12 protein-coding genes are annotated in these 16,823 nt (G+C 61.0%); 10 read left to right on the forward strand and 2 right to left on the reverse strand.

Features of this window, described 5'->3' with window-relative positions; translation table 11 throughout:
* The first annotated feature begins 35 nt into the window (after window positions 1–35).
* On the forward strand, window positions 36–1,109 hold the full coding sequence (gene prfA / locus ACYU70_RS18945; protein ID WP_342296769.1) for a peptide chain release factor 1: 1,074 nt from the start codon (window positions 36–38) through the stop codon (window positions 1,107–1,109).
* Between the two features lie 228 nt (window positions 1,110–1,337).
* Window positions 1,338–2,900, forward strand: a complete 1,563-nt coding sequence (locus ACYU70_RS18950) for a hypothetical protein (RefSeq protein ID WP_342296770.1) — start codon at window positions 1,338–1,340, stop codon at window positions 2,898–2,900.
* 15 nt (window positions 2,901–2,915) lie between these two features.
* Here the strand turns inward: ACYU70_RS18950 and ACYU70_RS18955 are convergent, their stop codons facing one another.
* Together ACYU70_RS18955 and gpmI are read right to left on the reverse strand one after the other, a co-directional pair.
* Window positions 2,916–3,497 (reverse strand): hypothetical protein, encoded by a 582-nt coding sequence (locus ACYU70_RS18955; protein WP_342296771.1) that lies wholly within the window; start codon window positions 3,495–3,497, stop codon window positions 2,916–2,918.
* The gene (gene gpmI / locus ACYU70_RS18960; protein ID WP_342296772.1) at window positions 3,490–5,034 is read right to left on the reverse strand and encodes a 2,3-bisphosphoglycerate-independent phosphoglycerate mutase; all 1,545 of its coding nucleotides are present in this window, start codon (window positions 5,032–5,034) and stop codon (window positions 3,490–3,492) included. The genes ACYU70_RS18955 and gpmI overlap by 8 nt, the downstream gene beginning before the upstream one ends.
* Before the next feature lie 171 nt (window positions 5,035–5,205).
* Between gpmI and ACYU70_RS18965 the strand changes: the two genes are divergently transcribed.
* From ACYU70_RS18965 to ACYU70_RS19000, 8 genes are all read left to right on the forward strand, one after another.
* A complete protein-coding gene (locus tag ACYU70_RS18965) occupies window positions 5,206–5,607 on the forward strand; it encodes a DUF4783 domain-containing protein (protein WP_342296773.1) in 402 nt (133 codons plus the stop codon).
* A gap of 85 nt (window positions 5,608–5,692) precedes the next feature.
* Entirely contained in the window at window positions 5,693–6,565 is an 873-nt protein-coding gene (gene nadC, locus ACYU70_RS18970) for a carboxylating nicotinate-nucleotide diphosphorylase (RefSeq protein ID WP_342296775.1), read from the forward strand.
* An 86-nt stretch (window positions 6,566–6,651) separates the two neighbouring features.
* On the forward strand, window positions 6,652–7,284 hold the full coding sequence (locus tag ACYU70_RS18975) for a hypothetical protein (protein WP_342296776.1): 633 nt from the start codon (window positions 6,652–6,654) through the stop codon (window positions 7,282–7,284).
* A 27-nt stretch (window positions 7,285–7,311) separates the two neighbouring features.
* On the forward strand, window positions 7,312–7,677 hold the full coding sequence (locus tag ACYU70_RS18980) for a hypothetical protein (protein ID WP_342296778.1): 366 nt from the start codon (window positions 7,312–7,314) through the stop codon (window positions 7,675–7,677).
* Between the two features lie 184 nt (window positions 7,678–7,861).
* Entirely contained in the window at window positions 7,862–8,611 is a 750-nt protein-coding gene (locus tag ACYU70_RS18985) for a ZIP family metal transporter (RefSeq protein WP_342296780.1), read from the forward strand.
* Between the two features lie 160 nt (window positions 8,612–8,771).
* Window positions 8,772–11,570 carry a substrate-binding domain-containing protein gene (locus ACYU70_RS18990; RefSeq protein ID WP_342296782.1) on the forward strand — a complete coding sequence of 933 codons (2,799 nt, stop codon included), beginning with the start codon at window positions 8,772–8,774 and terminating at the stop codon, window positions 11,568–11,570.
* Window positions 11,571–11,824: 254 nt separating this feature from the next.
* Window positions 11,825–14,983: a SusC/RagA family TonB-linked outer membrane protein gene (locus tag ACYU70_RS18995; protein WP_342296783.1), complete on the forward strand. Its 3,159-nt coding sequence runs from the start codon at window positions 11,825–11,827 to the stop codon at window positions 14,981–14,983.
* 21 nt (window positions 14,984–15,004) lie between these two features.
* Window positions 15,005–16,729: a RagB/SusD family nutrient uptake outer membrane protein gene (locus ACYU70_RS19000; RefSeq protein ID WP_342296784.1), complete on the forward strand. Its 1,725-nt coding sequence runs from the start codon at window positions 15,005–15,007 to the stop codon at window positions 16,727–16,729.
* The last annotated feature ends 94 nt before the right edge of the window (window positions 16,730–16,823 follow it).

The raw sequence follows: 16,823 nt of genomic DNA on the forward strand, positions 1-16,823 counted from the left end.
CTTTGCCCACTATCTGATTATTTCCCGAACACCCGATGCTCGATAAACTAGAAGCCATCAACCAGCGCTACGAAAACGTCAACGAAGAGCTGATGCAGCCCGACGTGATGTCGGACCTGAAGCGCTACAAGTCCCTGAACAAGGAGTATAAGGAGCTGGGCAAGATTGTGGCCCAGTACCGCAACTACCAGCAGGTGCTCAGCAACATCGAAAACGCCCGCGAAGTCATTGCCACCGAAAAGGACCAGGACTTCCGCGAGATGGCCAAGGCCGAGCTCGACGAGCTCCAGCCCGAGCAGGAGCGCCTCGAGGAAGTGATTAAAGACCTGCTGCTGCCCAAGGACCCCAACGACTCGAAAGACGTCATCATGGAAATCCGGGCCGGCGCGGGTGGCGACGAAGCGGCCATTTTTGCCGGTGACTTGCAGCGTATGTACATGCGCTTTGCCGAAAAGCAGGGCTGGAAAATGGAGCTCATCGACGCTATGGACGGCACCGCCGGCGGCTACAAGGAAATCATCGTGGCCGTGCGCGGCGAGGATGTGTACGGCAAGCTGAAGTTCGAATCGGGCGTGCACCGCGTGCAGCGCGTGCCGGCCACCGAAACCCAGGGTCGTATCCACACCAGCGTGGCCTCCATCGTGGTGATTCCCGAAGTGGAAGAATTCGATGTGGAACTGAACATGAGCGACATCCGCAAGGACTATTTCTGCTCCAGCGGCCCCGGTGGCCAGTCGGTAAACACTACCTACTCGGCCGTGCGCCTCACCCACTTGCCCTCCGGCCTCGTGGCCCAGTGCCAGGACCAGAAATCGCAGCTCAAAAACTTCGACAAAGCCTTGGCCGTGCTCCGCTCCCGCGTGTACGATATGGAGCTGGCCAAGAAGAACGAGGCCGACGGCATCGTGCGCAAAAGCATGATTGGTGGCGGCGACCGTTCGGATAAAATCCGCACCTACAACTACCCGCAGGGCCGCGTGACTGACCACCGCATCGGCTACACAGTGTATAACCTGGCCAGCGTGATGGAAGGCAACGTGGACGACTTCGTGGAGCAGCTCCGCATCGCCGAAAGCGCCGAGCGCCTGCAGGAAGGCGTGACGAAATAAGCAGAACGACCAACTCCCCTCCTTACCAAGGAGGGGAGTTTTTGCGAAGCAAAAACGGGGGTGGTTGCGGGTGTTGAACGATGCCGGAACTGCTTGCGCATAATGCTCTCATATACTTATTTCCCAGCGTTCGGCGTTCACGCCCACAACCACCCCAGCGTCCGCTACGCGGCCGCGTCCCCTCCTTGGTAAGGAGGGGAGTTTGCCCCGCCTGCCCAACGCCTGCTTATGCGCCACCTCTTCCCGCTGTTTCTGGTCCTGAGTTGTTTGCTCACCTTCCTGCCCGGTTGCGAGCCGAAAGAGGATTTGGTGCAAACCTCCGGCAGCCTGGAGTTTGCCACCGACACGGTGAAGTTTGACACGGTGTTCACCACCATCCAGACGGTGACGAAGCGGCTGTGGGTGTACAACCGTAACAGCGGCGCGGTGAAAACCGATGTAAGCCTCGCCGGCAAGCTGGGCACCACGTACTCGCTGATTATTAACGGCGATGCCGGCCCGAGCATCAGCGGCATCACCATCCGGGGCAAGGACAGCCTACTAGTGCTGGTGCGAGCCGTGCTGGGTGACAACGGCAAAGACATTAAACCTTTCTTGTTGGAAGACCAGGTGAATTTCCGCACCAACGGCAACGAGCAGAACGTGAAAGTGCTGGCCTTCGGCCAAAATGCCTATTTCCACCGGGCCGATTACATTACCGCTAACACGACTTGGCGCACGGACAAGCCCCACGTCATTATTAATGCGAACAAAGTGCTTCCCGGCGCAACTACGCCTTCCTTATTTGGGGTACTCGTGGGCCAGGGTGTCACCCTAACTATTCCTAAAGGAGCCCGCATCTATTCCCACGCTGGCTCTTACATTCAGGTGAATGGTACGTTACGAGTTAACGATGACTTCGTGCCCGGCACCGGCCTTACTGATACCGTAAAGGCCAAAAATCTCAACCTCGTCCGTTTCCAGGGCGACCGGCTGGAGCCGTTCTATGCCGACATTCCCAGCCAGTGGGGCGGCATCATTTTCACCAGCACCAGCCGCAACAACAGCATCCGCTACGCGGAAATCAAGAACGCCACGTTCGGCGCATTGCTCTACAACCGCGATGCGTTGCCGGCTCACCCCAATCTGACGCTGAACAACACCGTTTTCCGGAATATCTCGGGGTCGAATGTCTCCTTTGCCAATGCGAACCCCGGCACCGGCGGCGGCGTCATCAGCTATTCCGGCGATGTTACGGCCACCAACTGCCTCTTCACCAACTGCGGCGAATACGCCATGGTAGGCATCGGCGGCACTTATAATCTGAACTTCTGCACCATCGCCAACTACACGCCCGCATTTCGGCGCGAAACCTCTTCCCTCACGTTCACCAACGTGGACGATGCCCTGAAGAACCCGCCGAAAATGACCACCAGCGTCACCATCCGCAATTCCATTGTGTGGGGTTCTTTTGAGGATGAGCTGTTTTTGCAGAACAACGGTGACGCCGGTTTCACCTTCAATATCCTGAACTCGCTGCTGCGCACCAAGGAATATCAGGCTACTACTGATGCCACCGGCAAGCCTGGCCTGGCCCTCGCCGCCCGCGCCAATATCGTCAACAAAGACCCGCTGTTCGTCCGCACCTCGCTCACCAGCAGCCAAGCCGATTACAGCCTCCAGGCTACCTCGCCGGCTACCTCGCCCCGCCAGCCCATAGCACCAGGTTCAACAATACTTTTACGCGACCTCATCAATCTGCCGCGCAACAACCCGAATATGCCCAGCCTGGGTGCCTACGAGCACAAATAAGCCGTGCCGGTAGCCTTACTCTACTCGCCCGGCCGCCGAGTAGCGCAACGTATCAAACAACACCAACTTCTGGGTTCCCACCACCTCGTAAGTGCGCAGCTGGCCATTTTCCAGCTGCACACGCAGCTGCTTCTGCGCCGAAAACAACGGGTTATTCTGAATAATAGTAGCCGCGATTTCCTGCGGCACCGCGCCTTGCTGCACCACCGTCAGGCTGGCCACGGGCGCATTGGGCTGGCCCGGTAGCCGCGTGTAGGTGTGGCGCAGCAGCCCACCGGGCAGCGCCACAGAATCCACGGCGTAAGCCCCGCGCAGGGCGGCTTTATTAATGTCGGCCTGAAAGAAGATTTGGAGCTCGTCGTTCCACTTCACGGTGGGCACGCGCACGGTTTCGGGCGCGTTGCCACGTAGGCTCACGTGCTTGGTCACGGCGGCGTGGCGCTGCTCCAGCTGCGCCACCTGCCGCGTGAGCAGGCCTTTCACATCGAAATACAGCGGCTTGCGGGCGGCGGGCGCGGCCGGGCCGGCCTCGCCGCAGCTGGCCAGTAGCACCACACCCAACGCCCACCCGCCTATCGCCAGGCCGCGCTTACGCATTCGGGGCGGTGCTGGGCCGCAGGATGCTTACGCCCGTCATCTCGGCTGGCTTGGGGATGCCCATCAGCTCCAGGATGGTGGGGGCCAGGTCGCCGAGCTTGCCATCGGCCAGGGTGCCGTGGTAGTCGTTGTCGGCCAGGATGCAGGGGACCAGGTTGGTGGTGTGGGCGGTGTTGGGCGAGCCGTCGGCGTTACGCATAAACTCGGCATTGCCGTGGTCGGCTATGATGATGCTGGCGTAGCCAGCTTCCAAGGCGGCTTCTACCACGGCGCGGGCGCAGGCGTCGGTCGTTTCCACGGCCTTCACCACGGCCTCAAATACGCCTGTGTGGCCCACCATGTCGGGGTTGGCAAAGTTCAGCACCACGAAATCAGCCGACTTGGCCTTCAGCTCCGGCACCAGCGCGTCGCGCAACTCGGCGGCGCTCATTTCGGGTTGCAGGTCGTAGGTCGCCACTTTGGGCGAGGCCCGCAGGATGCGCGTTTCGCCCTCAAACTCATTTTCCCGGCCACCCGAGAAGAAGAACGTGACGTGCGGGTACTTCTCAGTTTCGGCAATGCGAATCTGGGTTTTGCCGTGCGCCGCCAGCACTTCGCCAAGCGTATTGTTCAGGTTGTCCTTCTCAAAAATGGGCGTCACGCCCACGAACGTATCGTCGTAGTTGGTCAGCGTGAGGTAATGCAGGTTGAGGCGCTGCATCTGGAAGGCGTTCATGTCCTGCTGGGTCAGCACTTCCGTAATTTCGCGGCCCCGGTCGGTGCGGAAGTTGAAGCACAGCACCACGTCGCCCTCCTGAATGGTAGCCAGCGGCTGGCCATCGGCCCCCGTCTTCACAATGGGCTTCAGGAACTCATCCGTCACCCCTTCCTTATACTGTTCCTGAATGGTTTGAATCAGGTTTTGCGAAGGCGTGCCGATGCCGTTTACCAGCAGGTCGTAGGCAACTTTCACCCGCTCCCAGCGGCGGTCGCGGTCCATGGCGTAGTAGCGGCCCACCACCGAGGCGATTTTGGCCCCGCTGCGCACCATCGATTCTTCCAGCTCGTTCACGAAGCGCACACCGCTTTTGGGGTCGGTGTCGCGGCCATCGGTGAAGGCGTGCACGAACACGCGCCGCACACCCGCCTCGTGGGCAATGGTGCAGAGCGCCTTCACGTGGTCGATGTGCGAGTGCACACCGCCATCGGAAAGCAGGCCGATGAGGTGCAGCGGCTTATCATTGGCAATGGCGTAGTCGAAGGCTTTCACCAGCGCGGGCATCTGGCCCAGCTTACGCTCCCGAATGGACTTGCCGATGCGCACCAACTCCTGGTCGACTACGCGCCCGGCCCCAATGTTCATGTGCCCCACTTCGGAGTTGCCCATCTGGCCCTCCGGCAGGCCCACAGCTTCGCCCGACGCCTGCAGCGTGCTGTGCGGAAACCGCTGCAACAGCTCGTGAAAGAACGGCGTACTAGCCGCGTCTACTGCCGAAACTGCCGTGTTCGGGGCAATGCCCCACCCATCCAGAATTACCAATAATACCTGCTTACTCATGCTGCAAAGATACGGCGGGTCCGCGCCTCTGGTTGAAATTTTCTACCTTCGTACCCGCTTTAAGTTGGGACATTTTTCGGCTGCTTTTCGGCTCGGCTGAAGCCATTCATTACTTACTGGCACCATTTTCGCTTGACTGCTTTTGTGTATGACGCACTTATTACCCTTATAATGAAACGCTATTTAATTAGGACTCTATTCATCGGATGGCTGTTCCTGCTCGGTTCTGTCGCGGCTCACGCGCAGGCCGATAACCTCGGAGCCGTTCGGTCGGCCTTGCGCAACGCCTCTTCCCGCGAGTTGTCGCAATATTTTGCTGCTACCGTTGAAATTGGTTTCGATGGGGATAAGCAGGGCTACAACGCCACCCAGGCCGAAATTGTCATCAAGGATTTTTTCGGCAAGACCGCGCCCAGCAGCTTTGAATTTATTCATCAGGGCGAAAGCCAGGAGCATATTCAGTACGCCATTGGCCGCTACGTGGGCCGCAGCGGCACCTACCGCGTGTATGTGAAGCTCAAACCCTCGCGCGGCGCGCCGGTGATTGACACGCTGGATTTCACGAAAGAATAACCTTAGCCCCGGCCCCCACAGGCCGGGGCTTTTTCGTGAGAATCTTCCGCTTTATTGGCCGCCGCAAGGGCCGTACCTTTGCGCCGTGCAAACTCCCTCCGCTTCCTATTCTTATCTCACGCCCGAAGCGCTGACCACCTTCATCCGCACGGCTTTGGCCGAGGATGTGGGCGACGGCGACCATTCGGCCCTGGCCTCCATTCCGGCCGATGCCCGCAACCGCGCCCATCTGCTGGTGAAAGGCGAAGGCATTCTGGCCGGCATGGCCTTGGCTCCGCTCATTTTCAAGGAAGTGGATGCCTCGCTGGTGGTCACGCCCCTGCTTGCCGATGGCGACCGGGTGAAGCATGGCGACATTGCCCTCACCGTGGAAGGCCCGGCCCGCAGCATTCTCACCGCTGAGCGACTGGTGCTCAACTGCATGCAGCGCATGAGCGGCATCGCCACCTACACCGCGCACCTGAACACGCTGCTGGCCGGCACCTCGGCCAAGCTGCTCGACACGCGCAAAACCACGCCCAATTTCCGCATCTGCGAGAAGTGGGCCGTGCTCATCGGCGGCGGCGTGAACCACCGCTACGGGCTGTTCGACATGATTATTCTTAAGGATAACCACGTCGACTACGCGGGCGGCATTGCGCAGGCCATTGCGGCCACGCACGCCTACCTCGCCAAGACTGGCCGGCAGCTCCCCATCGAAATCGAAACCCGCTCGCTCGATGAAGTGCAGCAGGCCCTGGACGCGGGCGGCATCGACCGCATCATGCTCGACAACATGAACCCCGACCAGCTGCGCGAGGCCGTGGAACTCATCGCCGGGCGTTTTCCGACGGAAGCCAGCGGCGGCATCACCGAGAAGACCATTGCCGAAGTAGCCCGCACCGGGGTTGATTATATTTCAGTGGGTGCCCTCACACACTCCGTCAAAAGCCTGGATTTGAGCCTGAAGGCATTTTAGTTGTCGGTTGTTGGTTATCAGTTGTCAGGGCATGGCCCATCAAAACTGAGACTAACAACTGACAACCAACAATTAACAATTACCCCATGAACCAACCTAACCAACGCGGCGGCGGTGGCGGCTTCCGCCAGGCCCAGCAGGCTCCGTCGCTGGCCATTCGCACCAAGAAAACCCAGCTTACCACCGACACCTACACCAAAATGGTGATGGGCGAAGTGTGGAAAAAAGACTGGGTATATGCCCTCATTCCCTTCGCGCTGGGGCTGCTGCCGGCCATTTTTGTGCACTCGTGGTGGTGGATTGTGCTGGCCGTGGTGCTCACTATTCTGTTCGTGCTATTCCGCTCGGCGCAGGTGACGGGCGTGACGCAGATGGAGCAGAGCAAGCCCCTGTTTGAGCGCATGGCGTTTGAGATGGACAACAAGCAACTGTTGCTGCGCGTGGGCCCGGAGAAGGAAGGCAAAGCCATGCAGCTGACCTGGGACATGATTGGCCGGGTTCGCCGCGATGTGGATGCCTACGTACTGTACCTCAAGCCCGGCACGCCCCCGGAGGGCATGGCGGCTTGGCGTTTGTGGCTGGCGCGCACGTTCGATGTGCCGGTGTTTTTACATTTGCCTTTCAAAATTTTCAACGCCGACAACGACCGCCGCTTGTTTGAGTCGATGTTGCGCCGCAAAAACCTGCTGCCCGCCGAAGCCGGCGCGGCCACCGTCTAAATTTCAACCCCTGCTAATTTTACTTCGATGAAATTGACCTCCACCCTGTTGCTGGCTGTTTCCGCCGCTACTTTGGCCCTGACTTCTTGCAGCAGCGAGCCCTCCGACTGGCGCCCCGATGAGAAAGTATCGACCGACGTGGTAGCCCCCGGCACCCGCGACGACGAGAACTTCGACCACTCGGTGCCGAACGGCTCCATCGAAAACGCCAACTCGCCCCTGATAAAAGAGGCCAAAGGCGAAGCTGCCGAAACCGAAGCCAAGCACCCGGCCGCTGAGTCGGCCATCTCGGCCAACGCTGAGGAAGGCATGCGCAAGCGCGGCCAGTTGCACGACGCCGGCAAATCGGGCCAGGCAGACACGGCCGAAAACGGCCACCAAATCCAGCGCTAAGGCGCGCTGATTTTCAGGTTTCTCTCGTTTGGGTGGCAGCTTTGCCCGCCGGCTGGCGGTAGCAGAGCTGCCGCTTTGCGTCATTTCAGAATGAAGAATGAGGAATGAAGAATGAGGAACTGACGCTTGTGCTGTCAGTCCTTCATTCTTCATTCCTCATTCTTCATTCCTCATTCTTTACTGTATGGGGTTTGCAATTTTTCTGCTGCTGCTCACGGTGCTGGGCGCGGGCGCGGCGGCAGCCTGGGTGCCAGTGGCGCGCGGCGGGCAGTGGCTGAAGCCGCTGCTGGCCTTTAGCGGGGCGTATCTGTTCACGCTCACGGTCACGCACATTCTGCCCGAGGCGCTGCAATTGCTGCCCGAACACCCGACACGGGTAGGCTACTGGGTGCTGGCCGGCTTTTTTGGGCAATTGCTGCTGGAGGTGCTCTCGCAAGGCGTGGAGCATGGGCACGTGCACCACGAAGCCGCCCACAGCCCGCACGAGGGTGTAGGCAGGGTGCCTTTTTTGCTGCTGGCAGCGCTGGTGGTGCACTCGTTTCTGGAAGGCAGCATTCTGGTGCACAGCCCGGAAGTGGGCCAAGTGAGCCAGAATTTCTACGCCATTGTGGTGGGCGTGGCGCTGCACCACATGCCAGCGGCCTTTGCGCTGGCCACGCTGCTGCGGCTGCGGCTGGGCAGCTTCCGGCGGGTGTGGCCGGGGCTGCTGATTTTCGCGCTGGCCTCGCCGGTGGGTATTATCATCAGCAACTATGTAGTGCTCTCGCAGCTGCTGAGCAGCGGCTGGTACGCGGCGCTACTGGGGCTGGTAGCGGGCAATTTCCTGCACGTTTCGACCACCATTCTGTTTGAAACCAGCCCGGAGCACCGGCTCAACTGGCCCAAGCTGGCGGCCACGCTGGCGGGGTTGCTGCTGGCGCTGGCCGTGGCGTGAGCCGACAGGGTGAGCTTAAGTTAGAAATAGTAGCGTGGATTTTATCGTTGCGGGCAGCATGTTAAAATAACTACCCTTATTTACATCTTATTTTTCTGCTAAACACCACTCATGGTGCTTCTAAAGAGAAGGAGGTGTAACATCCAATATGCGCGATAGAATGCCTTATACGTTTACCAGTGTCCGCCTAATTGTTGGGTGGGTGCTGTGCATCGGCTTGTTCTTGGGCAGGGCAAGCAGTCCAGTCCAAGCCGCCCCTCCGCGGCACTACACCATCGGGTTCTCGCAATGCACCACCGGCGATGCCTGGCGGCAAGCCATGCTGGCCGGCATGCGTAAAGAGCTGAGCTTCTACCCGAATGTGACATTCCGCCTGAAAGACGCGCGCGACAATAGCAACCGCCAGCAGCAACAAATTCAGGAATTTCTGAAGGAGGGAATTGACCTCTTAATTGTATCGGCCAACGAAGCCGAGCCCGTAACGCCGGTGGTGGAGGAAGCTTTCAATCGCGGCATTCCGGTGGTCATCCTGGACCGGCGCATTGCCTCCAAGTTGTACACGGCCTACGTGGGAGGCAACAACCTGGAAATAGGCCAGGCTGCGGGGCGGTACATCGGCAGCCTGCTCGCTGGTCGCGGAAATGTATTGGAAATCGAAGGGCTGGCCGGGGCATCGCCGGCCGTCGACCGGCACCGCGGGCTGGCCAACGCCCTGGCGGCCTACCCCGGCCTTCACCTGGTGGCCCGGGTGCAAGGCGACTGGAAGCGGCCGTCGGTGATTACCCGCCTGCCCGCCGTGCTGCGGGCCCACCCCGAGGTGAATGTGATTTTTGCGCACAACGACCGCATGGCCCTGGGGGCCTACCAGGTGTGCAAGCAGCTGGGGCTGGACCGCCGCATCCGGGTGGTGGGCGTGGACGGGCTGCCGGGCCTGCACGGCGGCATTCAGTTTGTGCAGGACGGCGTGCTGACGGCTACGCTGCTCTACCCGCCGGGCGGCGAGGAAGCCATTCGCACGGCCATGAACATCCTGGAGCACCGCCCCTATGCGAAGGAGAATATTCTCGGCACCATGGTTATCGACTCGACCAACGTGCTGACCATGAAGATGCAAACCGAGCAGCTGTCGAGCCAGCAGCAGGACATTCAGCGGCAGCAGCGGCTGCTGCAGCAACAGCGCGATACCTACGCCAGCCAGCAAACCGTGCTGTACGTGCTGGCCGGGGCGCTGCTGGTGGCAGCGGCGCTGGGCCTGCTGGCGTGGCGCGCGCTGCGGGCCAACCGCCGCATTACCCGCGTGCTGGCCGGGCAAAACGATGAAATCCGCTCTCAGCGCAACCAGATTCAGACGTATGCCGAGCGGGCGAAGGTGGAGACCGAGGCCAAGCTGCGCTTCTTCACCAACTTCTCGCACGAGCTACGCACGCCGCTCACCCTCATTCTGGGGCCGGTGGAGGAAATGCTGACCAGCGGCACTTCCTTTGATGCGGCCCACCGCCACGACCTGGGCCTGGTGCGCCGCAACGCCCAGCGCCTGCTGCGCTTGGTGAACCAGCTCATGGATTTCCGGAAGATTGACGTGGGCAAAATGCCGGTGCACGCCACCGAGGGCAACCTCGTGGCCTTTGTGCGGGAAATCCTGGATTCCTTCGAGAAGTCGGCCCGGCAGAAGGGGGTGACGCTTTGTTTTTTGCCCGCCGAGCCCGTCATCAGCCTGCCCTTTGATGTAAACATTCTGGACAAGGTGTTCTTCAACCTGCTGGCCAACGCCCTGAAATTCACCCCGGAGCACGGGCAGGTGACCGTGAGCATTGAGGCCCTGCCCACTGAGCGCACCGTGCGGGTGAGCGTGGAAGATACCGGCCGGGGCATCAGTGAGCAGGACCAGGCGCACATCTTCGAGTGGTTTTACCAAGGGCAGCACCCGGGCGCGCAAGGCTCGGGTATGGGCCTGGCCCTGGCTCTGGGGCTCACCCGTTTGCACCTGGGGCAGCTCACGTTTGCGAGCCGGCCGGGCCAGGGCAGCACCTTTGTGGTCACGCTGCCCCTCAACCTGCCGGATGCGCTGCTGGCACCGGGCAAAGCCAGCATGCCCAGCCTGGGGCCGCTGGTAGAGGAAGCCCTGGTGGCGGCCCCGATGGCGACCGATGAGGACTTCGAAGCCCGCTTTGCCACCGGCGAAGGCCGGGACGCGCTGGTGCTGATTATCGAAGACAATGAGGAGGTTAACGCCTTTCTGGCCCAGAAGCTGCGCCCGCATTTCCAGATACGCACGGCTACCGACGGAGCGGCGGGCCTGCGCCTGGCCGCCGAGTTGATTCCCGACCTCATCGTGAGCGACGTGATGATGCCCGAAGTCAGCGGGCTGGAGCTGGTGGTGCAGCTAAAGGGCGACTGGCGCACTTCCCACATTCCCATTGTGCTGCTCACGGCCCAGGGCGCGCCCGAGCAGCAGGTAGAGGGCGTGCAGGCCGGGGCCGACCTCTACCTCACCAAGCCCTTCAACCCCACCTTCCTGCTCGAAAGCCTGCGCACGCTGCTCGGCAACCGCGAGCGGCAGCGCGAGCACTTCCGCCGCGAACTGAGCGTGGACACGGCCACCGTGGCCCCGGCCCAGCGCGTCGACCAGAGATTTCTGGCCACCTTCTCGGCCATTGTAGAGGCCAATCTGGAGCGGGCCGACCTGAGCGTGGAGGACGTGGCGCGCAGCTTGGGCATCTCGCGGGTGCAGCTCTACCGCAAGGTGAAGGCCGTGCTCGGCACCAGCCCGACGGACTTTATCCAAAGCGTCCGGCTTACCAAAGCCCGCCAGCTATTGCTTGATGAATCCCTCACCATTGCGGAGGTGGCTTATCAATTGGGGTTCAATTCGCCCTCCTACTTCTCCACCAGCTTTAAGGGGCGTTACCAGATTTCGCCTTCCGAGTACCGCGCCTTACACATTGCGCCCGTGGGCTGAACGGAAAGTGAAAGCCAGGTAACATGGGTGTAATCTGAAATAGATTCCCAATCGTTTGCAATGACGTAAGTAGTTGACAATCAAAAAACAAAATACATTTCATGCAGTGAACGAATAGTTAACGCTTTTGAGAGGATTGAGCAAGCCCGCCGGGGATTGCCGCCGGAAATTTGAATCATCAATCAACCCGCTGCTTAGGGTAGCCGGGAGGTGACTGGTTCTTTTCTCTGCTGTTTCATCCCACTCAAAAACGCATGAACTCACTGCTACATTCTCTTCCGCAAGCGGCGCTGGTGGCGCTGCTCGCCGGCGGCCCGGCCCTGGCGGCGGGCCCCGCCGAAGCCGGCCGGCCGGCCGGCCCCGCTCACGCCAAGATGGCCGACCGGCCTATCACGGGTAAGGTGACCGACGAGAAAGGCGAAGGCCTGCCCGGCGTGACGGTACTTGTGAAGGGCACGGCCCTGGGCACCAGCACCGGCCCCGATGGCAGCTTTGCCATCAGCGTACCCGACAACGCGACGCTGATTTTCTCCTTCGTGGGCTATAAAACCCAGGAGGTGCCAGTGGGCAGCCAAACGACGGTAGCGGCCCAGCTGGCCGCCGACGTGGCCGCCCTGGATGAAGTAGTGGTGACCGGCTACCAGACCCAGCGCAAGGCCGACCTGACGGGGGCTGTGTCGGTCATCAAGGTAGATGAGGTGAAGGGCATGGCCTCGAGCGACGTGACGCGCAACCTGCAGGGCCGTGTGCCGGGCGTGAACATCACCACCGACGGGGCCCCCGGCAGCGGGGCCACGGTGCGCATCCGCGGCTTCGGCACGCTGGGTAACAACGACCCGCTCTATGTCATCGACGGCATTCCGACCAAAGAGGGCATCGGGCAGATTAACCAAAACGACATCGAGAGCATTCAGGTGCTGAAAGACGCTTCGGCGGCCAGCATCTACGGCTCCCGGGCCGGCAACGGCGTGATTATTATCACCACGAAGAAGGCCAAGAAAGGCGCCACCCGCGTCGATTTCTCCACCTTTTTTACCCTGCAGAAAGCCGGGCCGCACATTCAGATGCTGAACACGCTGGACTACGGCAAGGTGTACTGGCAGGCCTCCGCCAACGACCACACTCCCCCCAGCATCCCGTTTTATAGCTATCAGTCGCACCTGGATGCCACCGGCCAGCCAGTGCTCGACCAGGTGGTAGTCCCCGAGTTCATCGATGCCGACAAGACCATGCGCTCGGCCGATACCGACTGGTTTAAGCAAACCCAGCAGGATGCCCTCATCCAGCAGTACAACCTGAGCGTGAGCAGCGGCGGCGAGCGGGGCGGGGCGCTGTTCTCGCTGAACTACTACGACAACTCCGGCACGCTGAAGTACACGGGACTGAACCGTTTCACGGCCCGCCTGAACTCGGATTACAACTTTTTCGGCGGCAAGCTGAAAGTGGGCGAAAACCTGACGCTGGCCAAAACCCAGCAGGCCCAGTACGACCTGAACCTGATACGCGACCGCAGTAGCCAGCTGCCCTCCATCGTGCCGGTCCACACTGTGGACGGCGTGGGCTGGGGCGGCCCGGTGGCCGGCATGAGCGACCGCGACAATCCGCTGCGCCTGCTCACGGATAACCAGCAGAACCGCTCCAATACCGGCCGGGCGTTCGGCAACGTGTTTGCCGATGCGGAAATCCTGAAGGGCCTGCACCTGCGCACCAGCTTCGGCGTCGACTACAGCCTGTTTAAGTACACCGAGCTGTATAAGACGTTTAAGGCCGGCTTTCTTTCCAACCAGGATAACCGGGTGACCGTCAACAATAATTTTGGGGGCAGCTGGACGTGGCAGAACACGTTGAACTACAGCGTGCCCCTAGGCGAAAAGCACCAGCTGGACGTGCTGCTGGGCAACGAGCGCATCAGCTACAATTTTGAGAGCACCTACGCCTCGCGCACCAACTTCGCCACCGAAGACCCCAACTACGTGGTGCTGGACGCCGGCTCGGCCAATAAGGACAACGGCGGCTCGGCCACGGCCTACCGGCTGGCCTCGTACTTCGCTAAGGTCAACTACGCGTTTGCCGATAAGTACCTGGCGTCGGCCACCATCCGGCGCGACGGTTCGTCGCGCTTCGGAGCAGCTAACCAGTTCGGTATTTTCCCGGCGCTGTCGGTGGGCTGGCGCCTGAGCGAGGAAGCCTTCGTGAAGAACAGCGCGCCGTTTATCTCCGACTTCAAGCTGCGGGCGGGCTGGGGCCAGACGGGCAACCAGGACATTGCCAACTTTGCCTCCCGGGGCCTGTACCAGTCCCTGCTGGGCACCCTGGACCCTAACTTCGACTACGACCACGGCACGGCCTACGACATTTACGGCAACAACACGGCCCTGCCCTCGGGCTACCGCCGCGTGCAGCGCGCCAACCCCAACCTGAAGTGGGAAACCACCACCCAAACCAATGTGGGCGTGGACTTTGGCTTCCTCGACAACAAGCTGACGGGCTCGGTCGACTACTTCGTGAAGAACAGCAAGGACATTCTGGTGAACCTGCCCTACCTAGCCGTAGTGGGCGAGGGCGGCGACCAGTTTGTGAACGGGGCCTCCATCCAAAACAAGGGCTGGGAATTCCTGCTCGGCTACCAGAACAAGCTGGAGAACGGCCTGACCTATAACATCACAGGCAACGTCTCGACCTTCCGCAACAAGCTGACTTTTCTGCCCGATGAGGTGATTAACGCCTACGGCGGCAACGGCAAGGACGTGACCCGCCTGGGCCACTCCATCAACGCCACCTACGGCTACGTGGCCGACGGCCTGTTCCAGAGCGCCGCTGAGGTGAGCGGGGCCGCCACCCAGGTGGGTGCCGCCCCCGGCCGCATTCGCTACAAGGACCTGAACGGTGACGGCAAAGTCGACAACTTCGACCAGACATGGATTTCGGAGGGCGTGCCGGCCTACAGCTACGGCCTGAACTTAGGCGCTGGCTACAAGGGGTTTGACCTGCAGGTTTTCCTGCAAGGGGTGCAGGGCCTCTATGCCTACAACAACTCCAAGTTCCGCACCGACTTCTCCTCGCTGGCCTCCGGCGAGAACTGGGGCCAGCGCCTGCTCGATGCGTGGACGCCCTCGAACACCGGCTCGACCATTCCGGCGGCCACCCTCATCAACTCCAACAATGAGGGCCGCGCTTCTACCTACTTCATCGAAAATGCTTCTTACCTGAAGCTGCGCAACGTGCAGCTGGGCTATTCACTGCCCACAGAGGTGGCCGGTAAAGTGAAGCTGCAAGGAGTGCGCATCTACGTGCAGGCGCAGAATTTCCTGCTCGGCAAGAGCAAGCAGTTCACCGGCCCCGACCCCGAAGTGACGAACTACCAATACCCGGTGCCGCTGATTTACACCACCGGCCTTAACCTCTCCTTCTAAAGCCAGCAAAATTCCCTCGCCATGAAATCGATTAAAACCCTCGCGCTGGCCTGTTCCCTGCTGTCGCTCTCCTTCGGCTGCTCCGACAAGAAATTCCTCGAAGTAGACCCCACCGGTGCACTGACCGATGAGCAGCTGAATACCCCCGCCAACATTGAGAAGCAGGTGATTGCTGCCTACTCGCAGCTGGGCAACGACGTGTACCGCACGCCCTACACCTCCATGTGGCCCTACGGCAACGTGCGGGCCGGCGATGCCTACAAGGGCGGCGGCGGCACCGCCGACGTGGACGCCTTCCACTTCTACGAAACCTTCGCTTTTAACCGCGTCGACGTGGGCAACACCGACGAGCTGTGGTTTCTGCTCTACATCGGCGTGTCGCGCGCCAACGATGCCCTGCGCCGCCTCGATGCCGTGAGCGACGCGGCCATGCCCAACAAGGCCATTCGCCAGGGCGAGGCCCGCTTCCTGCGCGGCCACTTCTACTTCCTGCTGAAAGAGGTGTTCAAGCGCGTGCCCTACATCGACCAAACCGTGGCCACGAATGACTACGCCACCGTTTCGAACGTGGCCCTGAGCAACGACGCGCTCTGGGGCAAAATTGCCGATGACTTCCGCTTTGCGGCGGCCAACCTGCCGGCCACGCAGCCCGAAGTCGGCCGGGCCACCAAGTCGGCCGCCCAGGCTTATCTGGCGAAAACCCTTCTCTACCAGGCTTACACGCAGAACGATAACAACGCCGTGACGGGCATCGACCAAGCGAAGCTGACGGAAGTGGTGTCGCTCTGCGACCAGGTGAGCACCGCCGGCTACGCCCTGAACGCCGACTACGCCACCAACTTCCTGACCGTGGGCGACAACAGCCGCGAATCGGTGTTCGCCATCCAGTTTTCGCGCAACGACGGCACGCCCAAGGGCCGCACCGACCGCGGCAACGAGCTGAACTACCCCATGAACCCCGACTACGGCTGCTGCAGCTTCCACCAGCCCAGCCAGAACCTGGTGAACGCCTACAAGACCGACGCGCAGGGCCTGCCGCTCTTCACCACCTTCAACAACAGCGACCTGCGCGCCGATGTGCCCGCCGACTTCCAGGCCAACGCCGTGGACCCGCGCCTCGACCACACCGTGGCCATCCCCACGCACCCTTACAAATACGACCCCACGTTCGTGTTTCAGAACTCGTGGGTGCGCGTGCCGCAGGTGTACGGCTACTTCATGTCGATGAAGGAGAATGTGTTGCCTTCCGACCCCAGCTTCCAGAAGAACCCGCCATTCATGAGCACTTCGAAGAACTGGACCGTCATCCGCTACGCCGACGTGCTGCTCTGGAAGGCCGAAGCCCTGATTGAGCTCAACCGGGCGGCCGAGGCACTGCCCATCATCAACCAGATTCGCCAGCGCGCCCAAAACAGCACCGCCCGGCTGAAAAACAGCGCCGGCCAGCCCATCTCCAACTACCGCATCGGCCTCTACCCCAGCAGCGGCTGGACACAGGCCTACGCCCGCGAAGCCCTGCGTTTCGAGCGCCGCCTGGAGTTTGCCATGGAAGGCTACCGCTTCTTCGACCTCACCCGCTGGGGCATCGCTGCCACGTACCTGAACACGTATTTCAGCGTGGAAAAAACCAAGCGCCAGTACCTGACCACGGCTAATTTCACGGCCGGCCGCGACGAGTACATGCCCATTCCGCTCAACCAAATCAACTTCAGCCGAGGACTATACCAGCAAAACCCCGGCTGGTAGTGCCGCGCTTACCCAACTCAGCTTCTGCCCCGCGCCCCGGCGGCGTGGTGGGAACAAGTGCCCCGGCAAGTGGGGCGGGAGTTTGAGTTGAGGC

The sequence above is a fragment of the Hymenobacter segetis genome, assembly GCF_054776495.1.

Coding starts and splice junctions, on each gene's coding strand:
- prfA (WP_342296769.1), top strand. CDS start 36: ATGCTCGATAAACTAGAAGCCATCAACCAGCGCTACGAAAACGTCAAC.
- ACYU70_RS18950 (WP_342296770.1), top strand. CDS start 1,338: ATGCGCCACCTCTTCCCGCTGTTTCTGGTCCTGAGTTGTTTGCTCACC.
- ACYU70_RS18955 (WP_342296771.1), bottom strand. CDS start 3,497: ATGCGTAAGCGCGGCCTGGCGATAGGCGGGTGGGCGTTGGGTGTGGTG.
- gpmI (WP_342296772.1), bottom strand. CDS start 5,034: ATGAGTAAGCAGGTATTATTGGTAATTCTGGATGGGTGGGGCATTGCC.
- ACYU70_RS18965 (WP_342296773.1), top strand. CDS start 5,206: ATGAAACGCTATTTAATTAGGACTCTATTCATCGGATGGCTGTTCCTG.
- ACYU70_RS18975 (WP_342296776.1), top strand. CDS start 6,652: ATGAACCAACCTAACCAACGCGGCGGCGGTGGCGGCTTCCGCCAGGCC.
- ACYU70_RS18980 (WP_342296778.1), top strand. CDS start 7,312: ATGAAATTGACCTCCACCCTGTTGCTGGCTGTTTCCGCCGCTACTTTG.
- ACYU70_RS18985 (WP_342296780.1), top strand. CDS start 7,862: ATGGGGTTTGCAATTTTTCTGCTGCTGCTCACGGTGCTGGGCGCGGGC.
- ACYU70_RS18990 (WP_342296782.1), top strand. CDS start 8,772: ATGCCTTATACGTTTACCAGTGTCCGCCTAATTGTTGGGTGGGTGCTG.
- ACYU70_RS18995 (WP_342296783.1), top strand. CDS start 11,825: ATGAACTCACTGCTACATTCTCTTCCGCAAGCGGCGCTGGTGGCGCTG.
- ACYU70_RS19000 (WP_342296784.1), top strand. CDS start 15,005: ATGAAATCGATTAAAACCCTCGCGCTGGCCTGTTCCCTGCTGTCGCTC.